The sequence below is a fragment of the Streptomyces sp. NPDC002888 genome (assembly GCF_042888465.1).
Classification (GTDB): Bacteria; Actinomycetota; Actinomycetes; order Streptomycetales; family Streptomycetaceae; genus Streptomyces.
On record NZ_JBIAPU010000001.1, the window covers coordinates 52,092 to 68,295 of the forward strand.

Genomic DNA, 16,204 nt, shown 5'->3' on the forward strand with positions numbered 1-16,204 from the left:
TCGAGCCTGCGGGCATGCGAAATCGAACTCTTCAACCAACCCGCCCCGCGGGAGGCGTTGAGAACTCCACGCTGCCGCTCCGCGCCCTGCTCGCCCTGGCCACCGCCGTGTTCGTCACCAGCCTGACCGAGACCCTGCCCGCGGGGCTGCTGCCCGCGATGGGCGCGGGGCTCGGCGTCGGCGAGTCCGCGGCGGGGCAGTCCGTGACCGTGTACGCGGTCGGTACGGCGCTCACCGCGATCCCCCTGTCGGCGGCGACGGCGACCTGGCGGCGCAAGCGGCTGCTGCTGGCGGCGATGACGGGCTTCGCCGTCGCCAACACGGTCACCGCCGCCTCGGCGAGCTATCCCCTGACCATGGCGGCACGGTTCGTCGCGGGCGTGGCCGCGGGCCTGGCGTGGGCGCTCCTTGCCGGGTACGCCCGCGGTCTGGTGCCCGCGCCTCTGCGGGGGCGGGCGGTCGCGGTCGTCATGACCGGTATTCCCGTGGCGCTGTCGCTGGGGGTGCCCGCGGGCACGTTCGTCGGTGAGGCGCTGGGCTGGCGGGCGGCGTTCTGGCTGATGACCGTCGTCGCCGTGGCGCTGCTCGGCTGGATCGCGCTGCTGGTTCCGGACCGGCCCGGGCAGGAACGCGGCGGCGGGGCACCGGTGCGGGGGGCCCTGGCCGTCCCGGGGGTCGTGGCCGTCCTGTTCGTCACCCTCGTGCTCGTCCTCGCGCACACCGTCCTGTACGCCTACATCGCCACGTTCCTGGACCGGATCGGCATGGGCGGGGCGGCGGATGTGGTGCTGCTGGTGTTCGGCGGCGCCTCCCTGATGAGTATCTGGGTCACCGGCTCCCGCGTCGACCGCCGGCTGCGCGCGCTCACCGTGGCGGGCGTCCTGCTGATCGGGGCCGCCGCGGCCCTGCTGGCCCTGGTCGCCGACAGCCCGGTCGCGGTCTACGCGGCGGCCGCGCTGTGGGGGCTCGGCTGGGGCGGGGTGCCCACGCTGCTCCAGACCGCGGTGGCCGAGGCGGGCGGCGAACGGGCGGAGTCCGCGCAGGCGATGCTGGTCACCCTGTGGAACGTGGCGATGGCCGGCGGCGGGGCGGCCGGCGGGATCCTCCTCGACCTGTTCGGCGCGAGCGCGTTCCCGTGGAGCGTGCTCGCGCTGCTCCTGCCGGTCCTCGCCGTGGTGACGGGCGCGCGCAGGCACGGCTTCCCGACGCCGGGGTCGTGACCGGTGCGCCTATGGGGCCCGGGCCGGACTCAGGCCTGGGCGCCCTTGGGGATGCCGTACGCCCGTTCCACGCGCAGCCGCACCACCAAACGGCGGTCCCGGACCATGGCGGCGCGGTAGTCGTCCCAGTCGGGGTGCTCGCCGACGACGTCGCGGTAGAGGCGGACCAGTTCCTCGACGGTCTCGTCGTACGGTTCCTTCGCGACGGGCGAGAGGTCGGCCGTGCCCTCGACGACCGTGTAGGCACGGTGGTTCGAAGAGGTCACGTGGTAAGAGGCCCGCGGATCCCGGCGCAGGTTGCGGGCCTTGGCGCGGTCGTCGGTGACCGAGATCCGGACGACCCCCTCCTCCGGGTAGTAGTGGTGGCTCACGTTCGAGAGTTGGGGGCGGCCGTCGCGTTTGAGGGTGACCAGCACCCCGCCGCGGCCGTCGGAGAGCAGCGCGAGCAGTGCGTTCTGGTTCGCGTCCTGGGTCATGCCTGGGACAACCCGGGCCACCGGCGTCTGCATTCCCTCATGGCAGTAGACACTGTCTACGAGTCACCGGTAGACACTGTCTACGAGCCGCTGGTAGACAGTGTCCATGACCTCATCCGAGACAGGGCCGGATCTGCGCTCCCGCCTCATCGACGTCGGCGTGGACCTGGTGACCCGCGAGGGCGCAAACGCGCTGACCCTGCGGGAGATCGCCCGGCGGGCCGGTGTCTCGCACGGCGCGCCCCGCCGGTACTTCCCCACCCATCTGGAACTGCTGTCGGCCATCGCGCGCCGTGGCTTCGCCGACCTGGGCGACCGGGCCGTGGCGGCGGTCGACGACGGTACGGCGAGCCCCCGCGCGCAGGTGGCGACGCTGGGGCGGGTGTACCTGGAGTTCGCGCTGGGCAACCCCGGAATGTATGAACTGATGTTCCGACACGACCTTCTGGAGAGCGGCCACTTGGGCCTACGGGACACCAGTCTTCCGCTCTTCGGTGTGCTGGTGGAGCTGGTCGGGCGGGCCCGCCCGGACGCGGACGCCCGGGCCGTCGCGGGCGTGTTGTGGGCGAACCTGCACGGCATCGCCCAGCTGTGGGGCTGGGGCAGCCTCCAACTGGCCACCGGCACCGATGACTTCGTACCGCTGCTGCGGACGGCCCTGGACGCGCACCTCGGGCCGGAGGACGGCCGGTGAACCGCGCGCTGACACTGGCGAGCAGCGTGGCCGGAGCGGTGATCGTCGCTCTGGACGGCACGGTGCTCGTCGTCGCGCAGCCCACCCTGCGGCGCGACCTGGACGCCTCCCTCACTCAGGTCCAGTGGACCAGCACCGGGTATCTCATCGCGGTGGCGGGCCTGTTGGTGTTCGCGGGTCGGCTCGGCGACCGGTTCGGGCACCACCGGACCTTCGGTGTCGGCATGGTCGGCTTCGCGGTCGCCTCGGCGGGGATCGGGCTCGCGCCCGGGGTCGGATGGGTGATCGGACTGCGGGTCGTGCAGGGGGTGTTCGGCGCGCTGTCGCAGCCGGCCACGCTCGGGATGCTGCGGGCCGCGTTCCCGCCGGAGCGGCTGCGGCGGCCGCTCGCGGTGCGGACCGCCGGCATCGGTGTGGCGGCCGCCGTGGGGCCGGTCGTCGGCGGAGCCCTGGTGACGGGCTTCGGATGGCGGGCGGTGTTCTTCCTCAACGTGGTACCGGCCCTGGTGCTCGGCGTGCTCGCCCTCGGAGTCAGGAGCGCGCCGAGGCCCACCCGGGCGGGGGCGCCCCGGCTGGACCTGCCCGGTGCCCTGCTCCTCGCGCTCTGCCTCGCCTGTCTGGTCCACACCCTCGTCGCGCTCCCCGCGTCGGGGCGGCCCCCGGCCGACGGGCTCGGCCTGGCCGTGGCCGTCGTCGCCGGCGTCGCCCTCGTCCGGCACGAGCGGCGGACCGTGAGCCCGCTCGTGCCGTCGGACGTCGTCGGCGTACCGGCCGTGGGCGCGGCGCTCGGGGTCCTGGTCGCCGCGTCGGCCGCCCTGAACGGCACGCTGTTCGCGTGCGTCCACGTCCTCCAGGGCGAGCTGGGCCTCGACGCGTTCCACAGCGCCCTGATCAGCCTGCCGCTCGCCGTGCTGATGGTGGGCGCGGCGGCGGGCTGCCCGCTGCTGCTGCGCCAGGCCGGCGCCCGTCGTACGACGGTGGGGGCGACGGTCGTGCTCGCGCTCGGCGTCCTGGTGCTCGTCCGGGCGGCGGGCACGCCCGCGCTGTGCGCCGGCTTCGCGCTGCTGGGCGCGGGGTTCGGGACGGTGATGGTGGCGGCGACGCATGTCGTCGTACGGCAGGCTCCCGTGGAGTCGGCAGGGGTGGCGGGCGGGCTGCAGCAGACAGCGATGAACGTCGGGCCGGTGCTGGGCGTCGCCGTGGCGGCCCTGCTCATGGGGCTCGGCACGGCACGCTCCCCGCTGCTCGCCCTGGCCGCGATGGCCGGACTCGGGGCGGTGGCGGGATGCGCGCTGCCGGGGCGCACCGTCGCGACGATCACAGATCGGGGCGATGTGGGGACCCGCTCAGGTGTTCCTGCGGGACGATGAACCTGAGGCCGTCCGGGCGGGGTATGCCCGAGCGCACCTCGACGGACACAACGGAGGAAAAGAACGATGGCACAGCTGCGACAAGAGGTCGACCCGCGCGAGGTCGGGCTGGACGCGAAGGCGCTGGAGCGCCTCGACCGGTACGTCGCCCGCTTCGTCGACGAGGGGCGCCTGCCCGGCTTCCTCATGGCGGTCTCCCGCGGCGGCCGCGTCGCCCACCTCACCACGCACGGTCATCGTGACGTCACGGCCGGTCTCCCGGTCGAGCCCGACACCCTGTACCGCATCTACTCCATGACCAAGCCGGTCACGTCGGTCGCCGCGCTGATGCTGGTGGAGGAGGGCAGGCTGTCGCTCGACGACCCGGTCTCCGACCATCTCCCGGCCTTCGGCGACCAGCGGGTGTACGTCGGCGGCTCCGGTGCCGGGATGGAGACCCGTCCGGTCGAACGGCCCATACGCGTGCGGCACCTGATGACCCACACCGCCGGTCTGACCTTCGCCTTCTACCACTGCCACCCCGTCGACGCCCTCTACCGCGAGGCCGGCCTGGAGTCGGCGGTGCTGCCGGGCTCGGACCTGGCCGAGACCGTCGAGGCGTACGCGCGGCTGCCGTTGCAGTTCGAGCCGGGGACGCAGTGGAACTACTCGGTGGCCACCAACGTCCTGGGCCGGGTCATCGAGGTCGTCTCCGGGCAGCCGCTGGACGCGTTCCTCGCCGAGCGGATCTTCCGCCCGCTCGGCATGACCGACGCCGGGTTCCAGGTCACGGACGAACAGGCCGGGCGGCTGGCCGAGTTGTACGGTGACACCGACAGCGGCGGCATAGAGCCGATTGCCGGCCTGCCGTTGTTCGGCCGCCCCCGGTTCCTGTCGGGCAGCGGCGGCATGGTGGCGACCGCCTACGACATCCACCGGTTCACGGAGCTGCTGCGGCGGCGCGGCGAACTCGACGGCACCCGCCTGCTAGAGCCCGGCACCGTGGACCTGATGGCCAGCAACCACCTGCCGGGCGGCGCCGACCTGCGCGAGATCGGCAGCCGCCCCGCCCACGACGAACCCGGCAACGACGGCGTCGGGTTCGGCCTCGGCGTCTCCGTGGTGATCGACCCCCGGCGCACCCAGGCCCCGTCCGGCCTCGGCACCTACGGCTGGAGCGGCGTGGCCACGACGACGTTCTGGGTCGACCCCGGCCGTGACCTGACCGTCCAGTTCCTGACACAGCTGCGCCCGCGCAAGTCCCTGAAGCTCTACCCCGAACTCAAGCGGCTGGTCCACGAGGCGATCACGGACTGACCTGCCCGGTCAGCCGTCGACACGGCCGACCCGACCGGGTCACTCGACACGCAGGGTGAACTCAAGCCCTTCCCGGGCGAGTTCGCCGAGCCACTCCTGCGAACGGGACGCCGTCTCGGCGGCGCGGCTCAACCCGGACGGCAGGGAGCCGTCGAGGATGTGGCGGACGCCGAGGGCGAGGGTGCGGGAGACGCAACGGGCCATGGCGCTCTCGTCCGCGTCGCCCTCCAGGTCGAGGAGGTAACTGCCGGACCACGCACGGTCGCCCGCACCTCGCACGGCCAGTGAGACGGCCAGGACGACGCGGTCGCGGTCGGCGTCCGTGGTGGGGTGGATGTCCGCCAGCTCCCGCGCCAGGGCGGCGATCCGGGCGTCGTCGCCCGCCTTGAGCTCCTCGAACACCGCGTCCCAGGCCCGCAGCCAGCCGTCCAGCCGCAGGGTGCCGCGCACGAAGCCCAACGGCTTCCAGGCCGACGGAAGTTCGTACTGTTCGACGAACGGCACGCTGTCACGGTTGGGGTAGACCTCGAAGGTCTCGCCGTCGACGACGTGCGCGCGGGTGGCCTCCCAGGGCCGCTCCGCGACGGTCTCGGCACCGTCCTCGATGTAACGGGCGGGCGAGCGCAGGGCGTTGAGGACGCCGAGGGGCGCCCAGCTGAAGCGGTACCGGAAGTCGTTGGGGACCGCGGGGATGCCCCCGCAGTACGAGGTGAGGTCGTACGAGGCCGCCGCCGCGTCACCGATCGCCTCCCGGGCGCGGGCGACGAGGCTGTGCGCGAAGAGGTGGTCGATGCCCGGGTCGAGCCCGGCCTCGGTCAGCACGACGATCCCGGCGGCCGTGGCCTCGGGCACCAGCTCCAGGACGGCATCCGAAACGTAGCTGGAGCAGGCGAAGTGGGCCCGTCGCCGCACACACGCCGCCAGCAGGGACGCGTGCTCCGGGGCGGGCAGCATCGACACGACGACGTCCCCGGGCGCCAGCTCGGCGGTGAGCGCCTCAAGCGTGTACGTGCGGGGCTCGGCGCGGCCGGTGAGGCCCAGTCGGCCGAGGGCCTCGGCCGCGCGCTCCTCGGTGCGGTGCCACAGCCGTACCCGCTCGGCGTCGCCGCACAGCGCGGACAGACCGCTTCCGGTGGACAGTCCGGCGCCGACCCAGTGGACGGTGCCGCTCGCGGAAACCGGCTCAGTCATTGCGGAAGTCCCCTTCCTCGATGCCGAGTTCACGGCAGGTCTGGTGGAACCGGTCCAGACAGCGTCCCCACGGGCCGCCGGTGGTGAAGTCGAGCAGCTGGAGCAGCAGGGCCGCCGAGAAGTCGGTGCTGGACTCGCGGGGCAGGAGGGAGGGCAGGTTGTCGATGGCGATCAGGTCGAGCGGGGGTTCCTTGCGCAGCCGCCGTACGGGGTCCGTCCACTCGGTGGTGCGGTCGTAGACCGGCAGGACGTTGAGGGGCGAGCCGACGTCGCAGGTGACGTCGGAGAGGGTGCGCAGGCGGCGGGCGGGGTCGTCGAGGTCCTGTTCCCGGACGAAGGGCGGGACCGGGGTGGTGGCGAGGACGCAGTTGACCAGGACATCGTGGTCCAGCAGGGCGCGGCGGTCCAGGTCGCGGGTCTCGGCGAGGTCCCAGCAGGTGGGCTCGATCCCGGCGGTGTGGAACGCGACGCGCGCCCCGCGGCCGCTGCGGCCCAGGGCGCCGATCACGAGCGCGGTGAAGCCCTCGGCCCCGGTGGCCGCGCGCAGCGTCTCGTCCAGCTCGTCCTTGTCGGTGGGCCGCAGCGGCGCCGCGAGACGGCCGCGGTGCTGGAGCACGGCCAGGGCGGCGCCCAGGTAGCCGGCCCAGAAGCCGAAGGCGGCGAGGCGGCGGCCCACGTCGTCGACCAGGTACTCCAGGTCGAGCAGCGCCCCTCCCCCGGCGGCGAACCGGCGCAGCAGGTCGGCGGCCCCGGGCTGACGTTTGTAGGCGTGCCCGAAGAAGATGTGCCGGTGCGTCAGTTCGCCCGGCTCGTCGGGGAGTTCCTTGAGGCCGAGGACAACGGCGTCGCGCGGCGCCGACACCCAGGAGCCCGCGGGGGCGACACGGCAGCCGACCGCCTCGTACTCCTCCACGGGGAAGATGCGCTGCGGGGACTCCTCGACGGTCAGTGCCACTTTGGCCTCCACGAGCCGCCGGGCGTCGGAGGGCACGATGGGGGTGCGCCGCTCGGTGGTGCGGACCTCGTGGCGCAGCCACAGGTGGAGCTCCGTCATACGCAGTTGACCTCCGGACGCGGGGCGTCGGCCTCGAACCGGCCGGCGCTCAGGGGGCTGACGTCCACGAAGGGTACGCGGCCCAGGTACAGGTCGCGGATCACCTCGCCGACGGCCGGTCCCTGGAGGAAACCGTGCCCCGAGAAGCCGGTCGCATACAGAAAACGGGATACCGAAGTCGCCTCGCCGATCAGCGCGTTGTGGTCCGGGGTGACCTCGTACAGGCCGGCCCAGCCGCCGGTGCGGCGCGTGTCGAGCAGGGCGGGGGCGCGACGCTGCATGGCCGCGGCGAGGCGGGGGATCCAGCGGTCGTGGGTGTCGGTGGCGAAGCCGGGGCGTTCGTCGGGGTCGGACATGCCGACGAGGAGGCCGGGCCCCTCCGCGTGGAAGTAGAGGCTGCTGGCGAAGTCGATGGTCATGGGCAGCTCGGGCGGCAGTCCGGGCACCGCCTCCGTGACCGCGATCTGCCGGCGCAGCGGCTGCACCGGCAGGTCCACGCCGACCATGGCGCCGATCGCCCGGGACCAGGCGCCGGCCGCGCAGATCACCGTGTCGGTGGCGATCCGGCCGAGGGTGGTCACCACGGCCGTGATGGTGTCGCCGCGCCGTTCGATGCCGGTGACCGCGGTGTGGCGCAGGATCTGCACACCGCGCCCGCGGGCGGCGGCCGCGTAACCGTGCACGACGGCTTCGGGGGTGCAGTGGCCGTCGTCCGGCGAGTAGGCGGCCGCGTGCAGGCCGTCGGTGGTGATCAGCGGGGAGAGGCGGCGGGCCTCGGCCGGGGTGATCATGCGGCTGGGCACGCCGAGGGAGTTCTGCAGCGCGACGCCCGCCTCGAAGGCGGCCACCTCCTCGGGCGTCGACAGCAGGAACAGATAGCCGACCCGGCGCAGCCCGATGTCCTGTCCGAACTCCTCCTCGAACCGGCCGAACGCCTCCAGGCTGCGCGCCCCGAGCCGGACGTTGAGCGCGTCGGAGAACTGGGCGCGGACCCCGCCCGCGGCCTTCGAGGTGGACCCGGCGGCCAGTTCGTCGCGTTCGACGAGGACGACGTCGCGGACACCGGCGGCGGCCAGGTGGTGGGCGATGCTGGTGCCCATCACTCCGCCACCGATGACGACGACAGAGGCATGCGTGTTCACGCGGGCGGCTCCCTTCCGGCGAGCGGCCCCGGCCATGGCGCCGAGGCCGGATACGTACTCCTAGGACACCGCCCGGACCCGGGTCAGGACCAGTGCGCCACCGCGTCCAGATGGGGCAGGTGGTGATCGAGGCGCTCCCGCTTGGTCCTGAGGTAGGTGATGTTGCTCTCGCACGGCGGTATGAGCAGCGGAACCTGCTCGGCGACCTGGATGCCGTTCTCCGTCAGCGCGTCGCGCTTGCGCGGGTTGTTCGACATCAGGCGCACGGACCGCACGCCCAGGTCCTTCAGCATCTCCGCGGCGACGCCGTAGTCGCGGGCGTCCACCGGCAGGCCGAGGGCGAGGTTGGCCTCGACGGTGTCCAGACCCTCCGCCTGCAGGGCCATCGCGCGCAGCTTGGCGAGCAGGCCGATGCCGCGGCCTTCATGCCCTCTGAGGTAGACGACGATCCCGCTGCCCTCTGCGACGACCGCACGCAGCGCCGAGGCCAACTGGTCGCCGCACTCGCAGTGCTGGGAGCCGAAGGCGTCACCGGTCAGGCACTCGGAGTGCAGCCGGGTCAGGACATCGTCCGTGCCGATGTCGCCGTAGACCAGGGCCACCTGTTCGTCGCCGCGGTCGTGGTCGAGGTAACCGACCGCCTGGAATTTCCCGTACACGGTGGGCAGCGGGGCATTCACCACACGCTCCACGCCCGTGCGCTGCGGTGACTTCTTGCCGAGCACACCAATTTTTTCTGTCATGATCTGGGTTCCTAAGCAGAGACGAAAGGCCGTGAAAAGATGAGTGGTTCGGGAATACGGTCGGAGGCGTACGGTCTGGTGCCGGCGGACACTACCGAAGACGTACGGACGCGAGGCGCGGTCGTCTCAACGCAGGTCGCGATCCTTCCGGTCGGAAGCTTCGAACAGCACGGCCCGTACCTGCCGCTGGCCACCGACACGCTGGTGGCCTGTGCCATCGCACGGGAGATCGCCGCCACGTATCCCGTGCACCTCCTTCCTCCGGTGACCATCGGCTGCTCGCACGAGCACGCGGACTGGCCGGGAACCGTCAGCATCTCCTCCGTGACCCTTCACGCGGTGGTACAGGACATCGCGGCGTCGCTGCGCCGCTCGGGCGTCGAGGCCCTGGTGGTCGTCAACGGGCACGGGGGCAACTACGTCCTGGGCAACGTGGTCCAGGAGGCCTCCGCGCGCGGTGAGCGGATGGCGCTCTTCCCGGCCCCGGAGGACTGGGAGGCGGCGCGGGAGCGGGCCGGGGTGGTGACCTCGCTGCTCACCGACATGCACGCCGGGGAAATCGAGACCTCCATCCTCCTGCACGCTCATCCCGAATTGATCCGCCCCGGTTATGAGTCCGCCGATTTCGTCGCGGACGACCGCCGTCATCTCCTCACCGTGGGAATGTCCGCCTATACCGATTCGGGCGTCATCGGCCGTCCCTCCCTCGGTTCCGCGGAAAAGGGGAAGGAACTCCTGGCGAGCTTCGCCGATTCCTTCAACTCGTATTTCTCGCTGCTGACTTCGGCGGCGGACGGGACGACGGACACCGGGCGCGCGTAACCGCCCCGACGTACCGCGGAGCGGGGCTCCGGGACCGCCACGACGGCCCCGGCCCCGGCGGACACGACGGCCTCCGACCGAGCAGGCACTGCGGCCCCGGGCCCGGCGGGCATCGCGGCTCCCGAGCCGGCGGACACGACGGCTTCCAGCCCGGCAGGCACCGCGGCCACGGACTCGGCGGGCACCGCGGCCCCCGAGCCGGCGGACACGACGGTCTCCGGCCGGGCGGGCCCGGCAGTTTCCGACCGGGCGGGCCCGGCAGTTGAGGACGCGGCCGCTACGGCGACCTCGGCCCCTCCGGATCCGGTGTCCCCCGGCGCCGCGGGTACCGCGGAGCCGGACCCGGCGCGCAGGCCCGTGTACCAGCGGGCGATCAGGACGAGGGCGCCCGGCAGGGCGGCGACGAAGCTCAGCACCCCGTACACGACGGCCACGGCGAGTCCGGTGCCCGCGCCGAGTCCGGCGGCGCCGAACGCCCAGACGGTGACGCCCTCGCGGGGGCCCCAGCCGCCGACGTTCAGCGGCAGGCCCATGGCGAGCAGGGCGAGGACTGCGAGCGGCAGCAGCGCCACGACGGAGGCGGCGGAGCCGGCGACCCGGGCGGCGAGCACGAACATCGCGACGTGACCGGCCAGTACGGCGAGGGAGGACACCAGGACGCCCGGGCCGTTGCGCCGCGACAGCAGCCCCTCGCGCGCCTCGGCCAGCAACCCGCGCAGGGCCCGGCCCCGGCGGGAGACGGACGACGCGCGGTTCATCCGCAGCGCGAGGACCACGGCGAGCGCGCCCACCGCGGCCAGGGCGAACAGCGGGAGGAGGCCGCGTACGTCCTGCCGTACCGGGGAGTCCACGGTGAGCAGGACCGATACTCCTGCGACGACCAGGACGAGCTGCCCCGCGGTGCGCTCCAGGACCACGGCCTTGACGCCGCGCGCGAGGTCGCCCTCGCTCTTCCCGTGCCGTACCGCCCGGTGCACGTCGCCGAGGACGCCGCCGGGCAGGGCCGCGTTGAGGAACAGCGCGCGGTAGTAGTCGGCGACGGCCGCGCCGAACGGGAGCCGGATGCGCAGGCCGCGGGCCACGAGCGCCCACCGCCACGCGCTGAGCACGGTGGTGGCGGCGCCGATCCCGAGCGCCGCCAGCAGCGTCGGTGCGTCGATGCGCCGCAGTCCGTCCAGGAAGACTCCGGTGCCCATCCGCCACAGCAGCACGGCGAGGATGGCGACACCGGCGGCCGTACCCAGGTGGGTGCGCAGGCGAGCGCGGGATCGGGGTGCCTTCGTCGTGTCCTCGGCCTGGTGGGGCGTGGAGACGATGACTCCGATGCGGTCCTCGGACACGGCCGCGTCGTCCCGTACACGGGACGTCGTCGGGTCGGCCCGAACGACGGGTGCGCCCGCCTCCACGCTCATGAGGCCCCGCCCGTCGGTCGGGGCAGCGCCAGCAGGTCGCTGTGGTGGACCGTGACGCGCAGCTCCCCGGCGGCGCAGGCCGCGAGGCGGGACGCCAGGTACTTCTCGGCGCGGGGCGCGAGTTCGGGCCGCTGCTCGACGGCGGCACCGACCCAGCCGCGCAGCCACTGCGCCGTCAGCGCCGACTGGTCGGGGCCGAGCCGCCAGGGGCTCGGGTGCAGCCGTACGGTCGCGCCGCGCTCGGCGAAGGCCTCGGCGGCCGCGGTGACCGCGTCGGGGCCGAGGAGGCCGCCGCCCCGCTGGTGGTCGTTGAAGGCGGCGGCGATCTCCGCGTCCAGCGGGTCGCCGGGGCTGAGATCGACGCGGCCGGCCACGGAGAGCGTCAGCAGGGCCGGACAGCCCGCCCCGACGCACGCGGCGGCGAGGGTGTCGATCTCCTCGCGGGTGAGCACGTCGAGCAGCGCGGAGGCGGTGACCAGCGAGGCGCCGCGCAGGGCGTCCGGGGTGAGCCGGGCGACGTCGCCGCGCCGCGTCTCGACGGTGACCCGGCTGCCGTCGGCGGCGGCCCGCGGGGAGGCCACGGCGGCGAAGTGCAGCAGGTAGGGGTCGCGGTCGTGCAGGACCCAGTGCTGGGCGCCGTCGAGGTGGGAGGCGAGCCAGCGCCCCATCGAGCCGGTGCCGCACCCCAGGTCGTGGATGGCCAGCCCGCCGACGGCCCGGCCGGGCAGGTTGGCGAGCCGGATCCGCAACGGGTCCAGCAGATCCAGGGCTCGGGCGGAGGCGTCCGCCGGCTCCCTCAACTGCAGCCACTCCGGCGCGTACCGGGGCCCTTCCTCCTCCCCGCCGTCCCGCAGCCGTACGGTCGGCCGCTCCCCGGGCCGGGTGACGGGCCCGGCACCGGCGATGACGTCGTCGGAGGACGCGCCCTCACCCGTCGCCACTGCGACCACGGGTATCACCGCGCCGCCCGCGGCGGCAGACCCGCCCTCCGCCGCACCCGCCGATATCGCCCCGTCAGACGCGTCCACGCCCTGCACCTCCACTCCGCCGGAGGCAGCCGCCCCCTCGGCCACGGATGCCCCGGCCCGGCCGGCACCATTCGTGTCCCTCGGTCCCGGCTGCGCCGGTATGCGGCCCGTCTGCCGTGCCGTGTCGGCCGCGGTCGCCGTCGTCTTCCTCATGCCGCCCTCCGGGGTTCGCTGGGGAGCCGGCTCAGTACGCCGGCGAGGCTCTTCGCGGTCGTCGCCCAGCCGTCGAGGGCGGCGCGTCGGCCGCGCGCGGCGGCCTTGAGGCGGCGTCGGACGTCCGCCTCGCCGAACCAGCCGCGCAGCTCCGCGGCGAGTGCGGCCGGGTCCTCCGGCGGTACGAGGATGCCGGGGACCCCGCCGTCGGGGGCCCGGCCGACCGCCTCGGGCAGTCCGCCGACGTCCGTCGCGAGGACGGGGATGCCGCGCGCGAGGGCCTCGGTCACCGCCATGCCGTACGTCTCGGCGTACGAGGTGAGGACCATCAGGTCGGCGGCGGCGTAACTGGCGTCGAGCGCGGCGCCGGACTGCGGGCCCGCCAGCTCCAGGCGGTCCTGAAGGCCGTACTTCTTGATGAGTCCGCGCAGATGGGCGACGTACTCGGGGTCCTGGGTGAGGCCGCCGACGCACACGCAGCTCCACGGCAGGTCGGTCGCCGCGGCGAGCGCCTCCACCAGCCGGTGCTGCCCCTTGCGCGGCGTCACCGCGGCCACGCACAGCAGACGCGAGACGCCGTCGGTGCCGGAGGCGAGGGGCGCGATGTCGGCGCCCGGCGCGGCCACGTGCACGCGCTCGGGGGCGAGGCCGTGGTGGGAGACGAGGCGGCGGACCGCCCAGTCGCTGGTCGCGATCACCGCCGGGACCGCCCGCAGCACGGCACGCTCCTTGGCGTCGAGCTCCGTCGCCACCTCGGGTGCGAGTCCGCGCTCGTCGCCGAGCGGGAGGTGGACCAGCACGGCGAGGCCCAGCCGGTCGGCCTCGGGGACGATGATCTCCGGGACGCCGCAGGCGACGAGGCCGTCGATGAGAACGGCCGTACCGTCCGGCAGTTCGCGCAGCGTCCGCGCGAGTTCCGCACGGGCGGCCGCGCCCGGCCGGGGCCACTCCCCGTCGACCAGGTGCTTGTGGACCTGCCAGCCGAAGCCGGGGAGGTCCAGGCAGACCCGGCGGTCGTAGGCGTTGCCGCCGCTGGGCGTGGCCAGGTCGTCGACACCGCCCGGCATGACGAAGTGCACGGAGCGCAGGGACATGGGGATGATGTCGGCGTTCTTGAGAGCGGAGTGCTGCACGGGCACGTAGGCGAGGGCCGCGGTCTGCACGGCCGGCGCCGCCTGCACGGTCGCCACCTTCTCCAGGGTCACGTCGGTCACAGCGCACGCTCGTAACTCGCCCAGGCGACGTGCGACTCGTGCAGGGTGACGGAGATGGCCGCGATGCCCTTGGCGCCCTCGCCCAGCGCACCCTTGTGGATCCGCTCGGCGAGACGGTCGGCGATCACCTTGGCCAGGAACTCCGTCGACGTGTTGATCCCGGCGAAGTCGGGCTCGTTGTCGAGGTTGCGGTAGTTCAACTCGCTGACGACGGCACCGAGCTCTTGGGTGACGAGTCCGATGTCGACGACGATATTGTCGTCGTCCAGCTGCTCACGCCGGAATGTGGCGTCCACGAGGAACGTCGCTCCGTGCAGGCGCTGCGCGGGTCCGAAGACCTCGCCGCGGAAGCTGTGGGCGATCATGATGTGATCGCGGACGGTGACACTGAACAACGGACGACCCTCCAGGTGCGGCGCGTCTGGTCCCCCGGCGAAGTCCTGCCGGGGGATGCCGAGTAGTACGGCTCATCGCTTCCCCGTGTTCAGCCGACTCTCACTCTTTTCTCAGGTCAGGCGCTTTTGCCGTACCTGACCCGGTGACACAGCGCCGGGATCTCGCCCGACGCGAGCTTCGGCATCACCTCCGGCAGCTCTTCGAAGGCGGACTCACCGGTGACGAGAGCGTCGAGCGCCGGGTCGGCGAGCAGCTCCAGGGCGAGGGCGAGCCGGTCGGCGTACGTACGGCTGGAACGGCGGGCCGGGGAGACCGTGCCGACCTGGCTGCTGCGGATGACGAGCCGCCGGGAGTGGAAGGCCTCGCCGAGCGGGAGGCTCACCTGCCGGTCGCCGTACCAGCTGAGTTCGAGGACGGTGCCCTCGGCGCGGAGGAGTTCCAGGGAGCGGGCGAGGCCCTGCTCGGTGGCGCTGGCGTGGACGACGAGGTCACAGCCGTCGAGGGCGTCCTCGGGGGCGGCGAAGTCGACACCGAGTGCCTGGGCGACCTTGGCCCGTGCCGGGTCGGCGTCCACCAACTGCACCCGTACGCCGGGGAAGCGAGCGAGCAGCGCGGCGACCGAGCAGCCGACCATGCCGCCGCCGACCACGGCGATCCGGTCGCCGACCAGGGGAGCCGCGTCCCACAGCGCGTTGACGGCGGTCTCCACGGTGCCGGCGAGGACGGCCCGTTCGGCGGGCACGCTCTCGGGTATCGGTGTGACGGCGCTCACGGGGACGACGTAGCGTGTCTGGTGCGGGTAGAGGCAGAAGACGGTGCGGCCGACCAGCTCCCGCGGCCCCTCCTCGACCTCCCCGACACCGAGGTAGCCGTACTTCACGGGAGCCGGGAAGTCGCCCTCCTGGAACGGCGCCCGCATCGCCGCGTGCTGGCTCTCGGGCACCCCGCCGCGGAAGACCAGGGTCTCCGTTCCGCGGCTGACGCCGGAGTAGAGCGCGCGGACCACGACCTCCCCCTCGGCGGGATCCGGAAGGACGACATCGCGTATCTCGCCCTCCCCGGGGGAGCAGAGCCAAAACGCACGTGCGGTGCGCTTCATCGAGGTCCTCCTGAACGATCTGGAACTTGCTTGCGTACCGAGGTGTGCACAGGCCGCGCACAGTACGCGGCACTGATCGAATCTGTCACACGGCCGGAGGATGTTCGGTGGCCCTGAACAACACTTACGAGGCAAGGCTCCAGCAGGAGACCGCGGTGGGCGCGGGTGTGCAGATCCTGCTGCTGGCCCTGCTCGGCACCGGGATAGGCATGGGAACTGCGGGCTGGGTGACCGGTCTCGTCTTCGCCATCGCCACCTGGGCGGTGCTGTCCCGGGCCCTGCACCGTTCGCCGCTGCGATCCTTCGGCCCCGCGAACCGGGTCACCCTCGGCCGGGCCACCCTGGTCGGCGGGGTGACCGCCCTGGTCGCCGACTCCTTCGAGAGCTCACCGCCGGTCACGCTCCTCGTGGTCCTGACGACCGTCGCCCTGATACTCGACGGCGTCGACGGCAAGGTCGCCCGCCGCACCAACACCTCGACGGCGCTGGGCGCCCGCTTCGACATGGAAGTCGACGCCTTCCTGATCCTGGTGCTGAGCGTCTACGTCTCGACGCAGCTCGGCCCCTGGGTGCTGCTGATGGGCGGCATGCGCTACGCGTTCGTCGCCGCGGCCCGCGTCTGGCCGTGGCTCAACGCCGCGCTCCCGCCGAGCACCGCCCGCAAGACGGTCGCCGCGCTCCAGGGCATCTGCCTCCTCCTCGCGGCCTCCCAGCTGCTGCCCTACGTGGCCAACTTCGGGGTCGCGCTGCTGGCACTGGGGTCGCTGGTGTGGTCGTTCGGCCGTGACGTGCTGTGGCTGTGGCGGACCTCGCGGGTCGTCGCCCAGGAGGCCCCGGCGAGGGAGCAGACGAAGGAGAACAAGCAGGTGCTGGAGCTGGCCGCTGGGTGAGCCG

The 16,204-nt window shown here is 73.3% G+C and carries 15 protein-coding genes and 1 pseudogene; 6 read left to right on the forward strand and 10 right to left on the reverse strand.

Annotated features, from left to right (window positions below; all coding sequences use genetic code 11):
- Positions 1–14: 14 nt before the first annotated feature.
- On the forward strand, positions 15–1,220 hold the full coding sequence (locus ACFYWX_RS00215; protein WP_389421749.1) for an MFS transporter: 1,206 nt from the start codon (positions 15–17) through the stop codon (positions 1,218–1,220).
- 29 nt (positions 1,221–1,249) lie between these two features.
- Here the strand turns inward: ACFYWX_RS00215 and ACFYWX_RS00220 are convergent, their stop codons facing one another.
- On the reverse strand, positions 1,250–1,696 hold the full coding sequence (locus tag ACFYWX_RS00220; RefSeq protein WP_389421750.1) for a TIGR03618 family F420-dependent PPOX class oxidoreductase: 447 nt from the start codon (positions 1,694–1,696) through the stop codon (positions 1,250–1,252).
- Between the two features lie 106 nt (positions 1,697–1,802).
- Between ACFYWX_RS00220 and ACFYWX_RS00225 the strand changes: the two genes are divergently transcribed.
- From ACFYWX_RS00225 to ACFYWX_RS00235, 3 genes are all read left to right on the forward strand, one after another.
- Positions 1,803–2,390, forward strand: a complete 588-nt coding sequence (locus ACFYWX_RS00225) for a TetR/AcrR family transcriptional regulator (RefSeq protein ID WP_389421751.1) — start codon at positions 1,803–1,805, stop codon at positions 2,388–2,390.
- Positions 2,387–3,760, forward strand: a complete 1,374-nt coding sequence (locus ACFYWX_RS00230; RefSeq protein WP_389421752.1) for an MFS transporter — start codon at positions 2,387–2,389, stop codon at positions 3,758–3,760. The genes ACFYWX_RS00225 and ACFYWX_RS00230 overlap by 4 nt, the downstream gene beginning before the upstream one ends.
- A 66-nt stretch (positions 3,761–3,826) precedes the next feature.
- The gene (locus ACFYWX_RS00235; RefSeq protein ID WP_389421753.1) at positions 3,827–5,056 is read left to right on the forward strand and encodes a serine hydrolase domain-containing protein; all 1,230 of its coding nucleotides are present in this window, start codon (positions 3,827–3,829) and stop codon (positions 5,054–5,056) included.
- A 39-nt stretch (positions 5,057–5,095) separates the two neighbouring features.
- Here ACFYWX_RS00235 and ACFYWX_RS00240 read toward each other — a convergent pair whose 3' ends face one another.
- The 4 genes from ACFYWX_RS00240 to ribA form a co-directional block, all read right to left on the reverse strand.
- Positions 5,096–6,247, reverse strand: coding sequence for a saccharopine dehydrogenase family protein (locus ACFYWX_RS00240; protein ID WP_389421754.1), 1,152 nt, complete (start codon positions 6,245–6,247; stop codon positions 5,096–5,098).
- Positions 6,240–7,301, reverse strand: a complete 1,062-nt coding sequence (locus tag ACFYWX_RS00245; RefSeq protein ID WP_389421755.1) for a saccharopine dehydrogenase — start codon at positions 7,299–7,301, stop codon at positions 6,240–6,242. The genes ACFYWX_RS00240 and ACFYWX_RS00245 overlap by 8 nt, the downstream gene beginning before the upstream one ends.
- On the reverse strand, positions 7,298–8,443 hold the full coding sequence (locus ACFYWX_RS00250; RefSeq protein ID WP_389421756.1) for an NAD(P)/FAD-dependent oxidoreductase: 1,146 nt from the start codon (positions 8,441–8,443) through the stop codon (positions 7,298–7,300). The genes ACFYWX_RS00245 and ACFYWX_RS00250 overlap by 4 nt, the downstream gene beginning before the upstream one ends.
- An 83-nt stretch (positions 8,444–8,526) precedes the next feature.
- Positions 8,527–9,186, reverse strand: coding sequence for a GTP cyclohydrolase II (gene ribA, locus ACFYWX_RS00255; protein ID WP_389421757.1), 660 nt, complete (start codon positions 9,184–9,186; stop codon positions 8,527–8,529).
- A gap of 39 nt (positions 9,187–9,225) precedes the next feature.
- On the opposite strand from ribA, the gene ACFYWX_RS00260 reads away from it, so the two are divergent.
- Complete coding sequence (locus tag ACFYWX_RS00260) at positions 9,226–10,008, forward strand: creatininase family protein (protein WP_389421758.1); 783 nt, start codon at positions 9,226–9,228, stop codon at positions 10,006–10,008.
- Positions 10,009–10,454: 446 nt separating this feature from the next.
- Here the strand turns inward: ACFYWX_RS00260 and ACFYWX_RS00265 are convergent.
- The 5 genes and pseudogenes from ACFYWX_RS00265 to ACFYWX_RS00285 all read right to left on the reverse strand — a co-directional run.
- Positions 10,455–11,420, reverse strand: a pseudogene (locus tag ACFYWX_RS00265) (lysylphosphatidylglycerol synthase transmembrane domain-containing protein); the annotation flags it as partial.
- Entirely contained in the window at positions 11,417–12,601 is a 1,185-nt protein-coding gene (locus ACFYWX_RS00270; protein WP_389421759.1) for a trans-aconitate methyltransferase, read from the reverse strand. The gene ACFYWX_RS00270 and the pseudogene ACFYWX_RS00265, both read right to left, overlap by 4 nt.
- Complete coding sequence (locus ACFYWX_RS00275) at positions 12,598–13,815, reverse strand: glycosyltransferase family 4 protein (protein ID WP_389421760.1); 1,218 nt, start codon at positions 13,813–13,815, stop codon at positions 12,598–12,600. The genes ACFYWX_RS00270 and ACFYWX_RS00275 overlap by 4 nt, the downstream gene beginning before the upstream one ends.
- Entirely contained in the window at positions 13,812–14,210 is a 399-nt protein-coding gene (locus tag ACFYWX_RS00280; protein WP_389421761.1) for a 6-pyruvoyl tetrahydropterin synthase family protein, read from the reverse strand. Before ACFYWX_RS00280 ends, ACFYWX_RS00275 begins: the two co-directional genes overlap by 4 nt.
- A 116-nt stretch (positions 14,211–14,326) precedes the next feature.
- Entirely contained in the window at positions 14,327–15,310 is a 984-nt protein-coding gene (locus tag ACFYWX_RS00285; RefSeq protein ID WP_389421762.1) for a zinc-binding alcohol dehydrogenase, read from the reverse strand.
- A 107-nt stretch (positions 15,311–15,417) separates the two neighbouring features.
- Here ACFYWX_RS00285 and ACFYWX_RS00290 point away from each other — a divergent pair, with 107 nt between their 5' ends.
- A complete protein-coding gene (locus ACFYWX_RS00290; RefSeq protein WP_389421763.1) occupies positions 15,418–16,200 on the forward strand; it encodes a CDP-alcohol phosphatidyltransferase family protein in 783 nt (260 codons plus the stop codon).
- Positions 16,201–16,204: the final 4 nt, after the last annotated feature.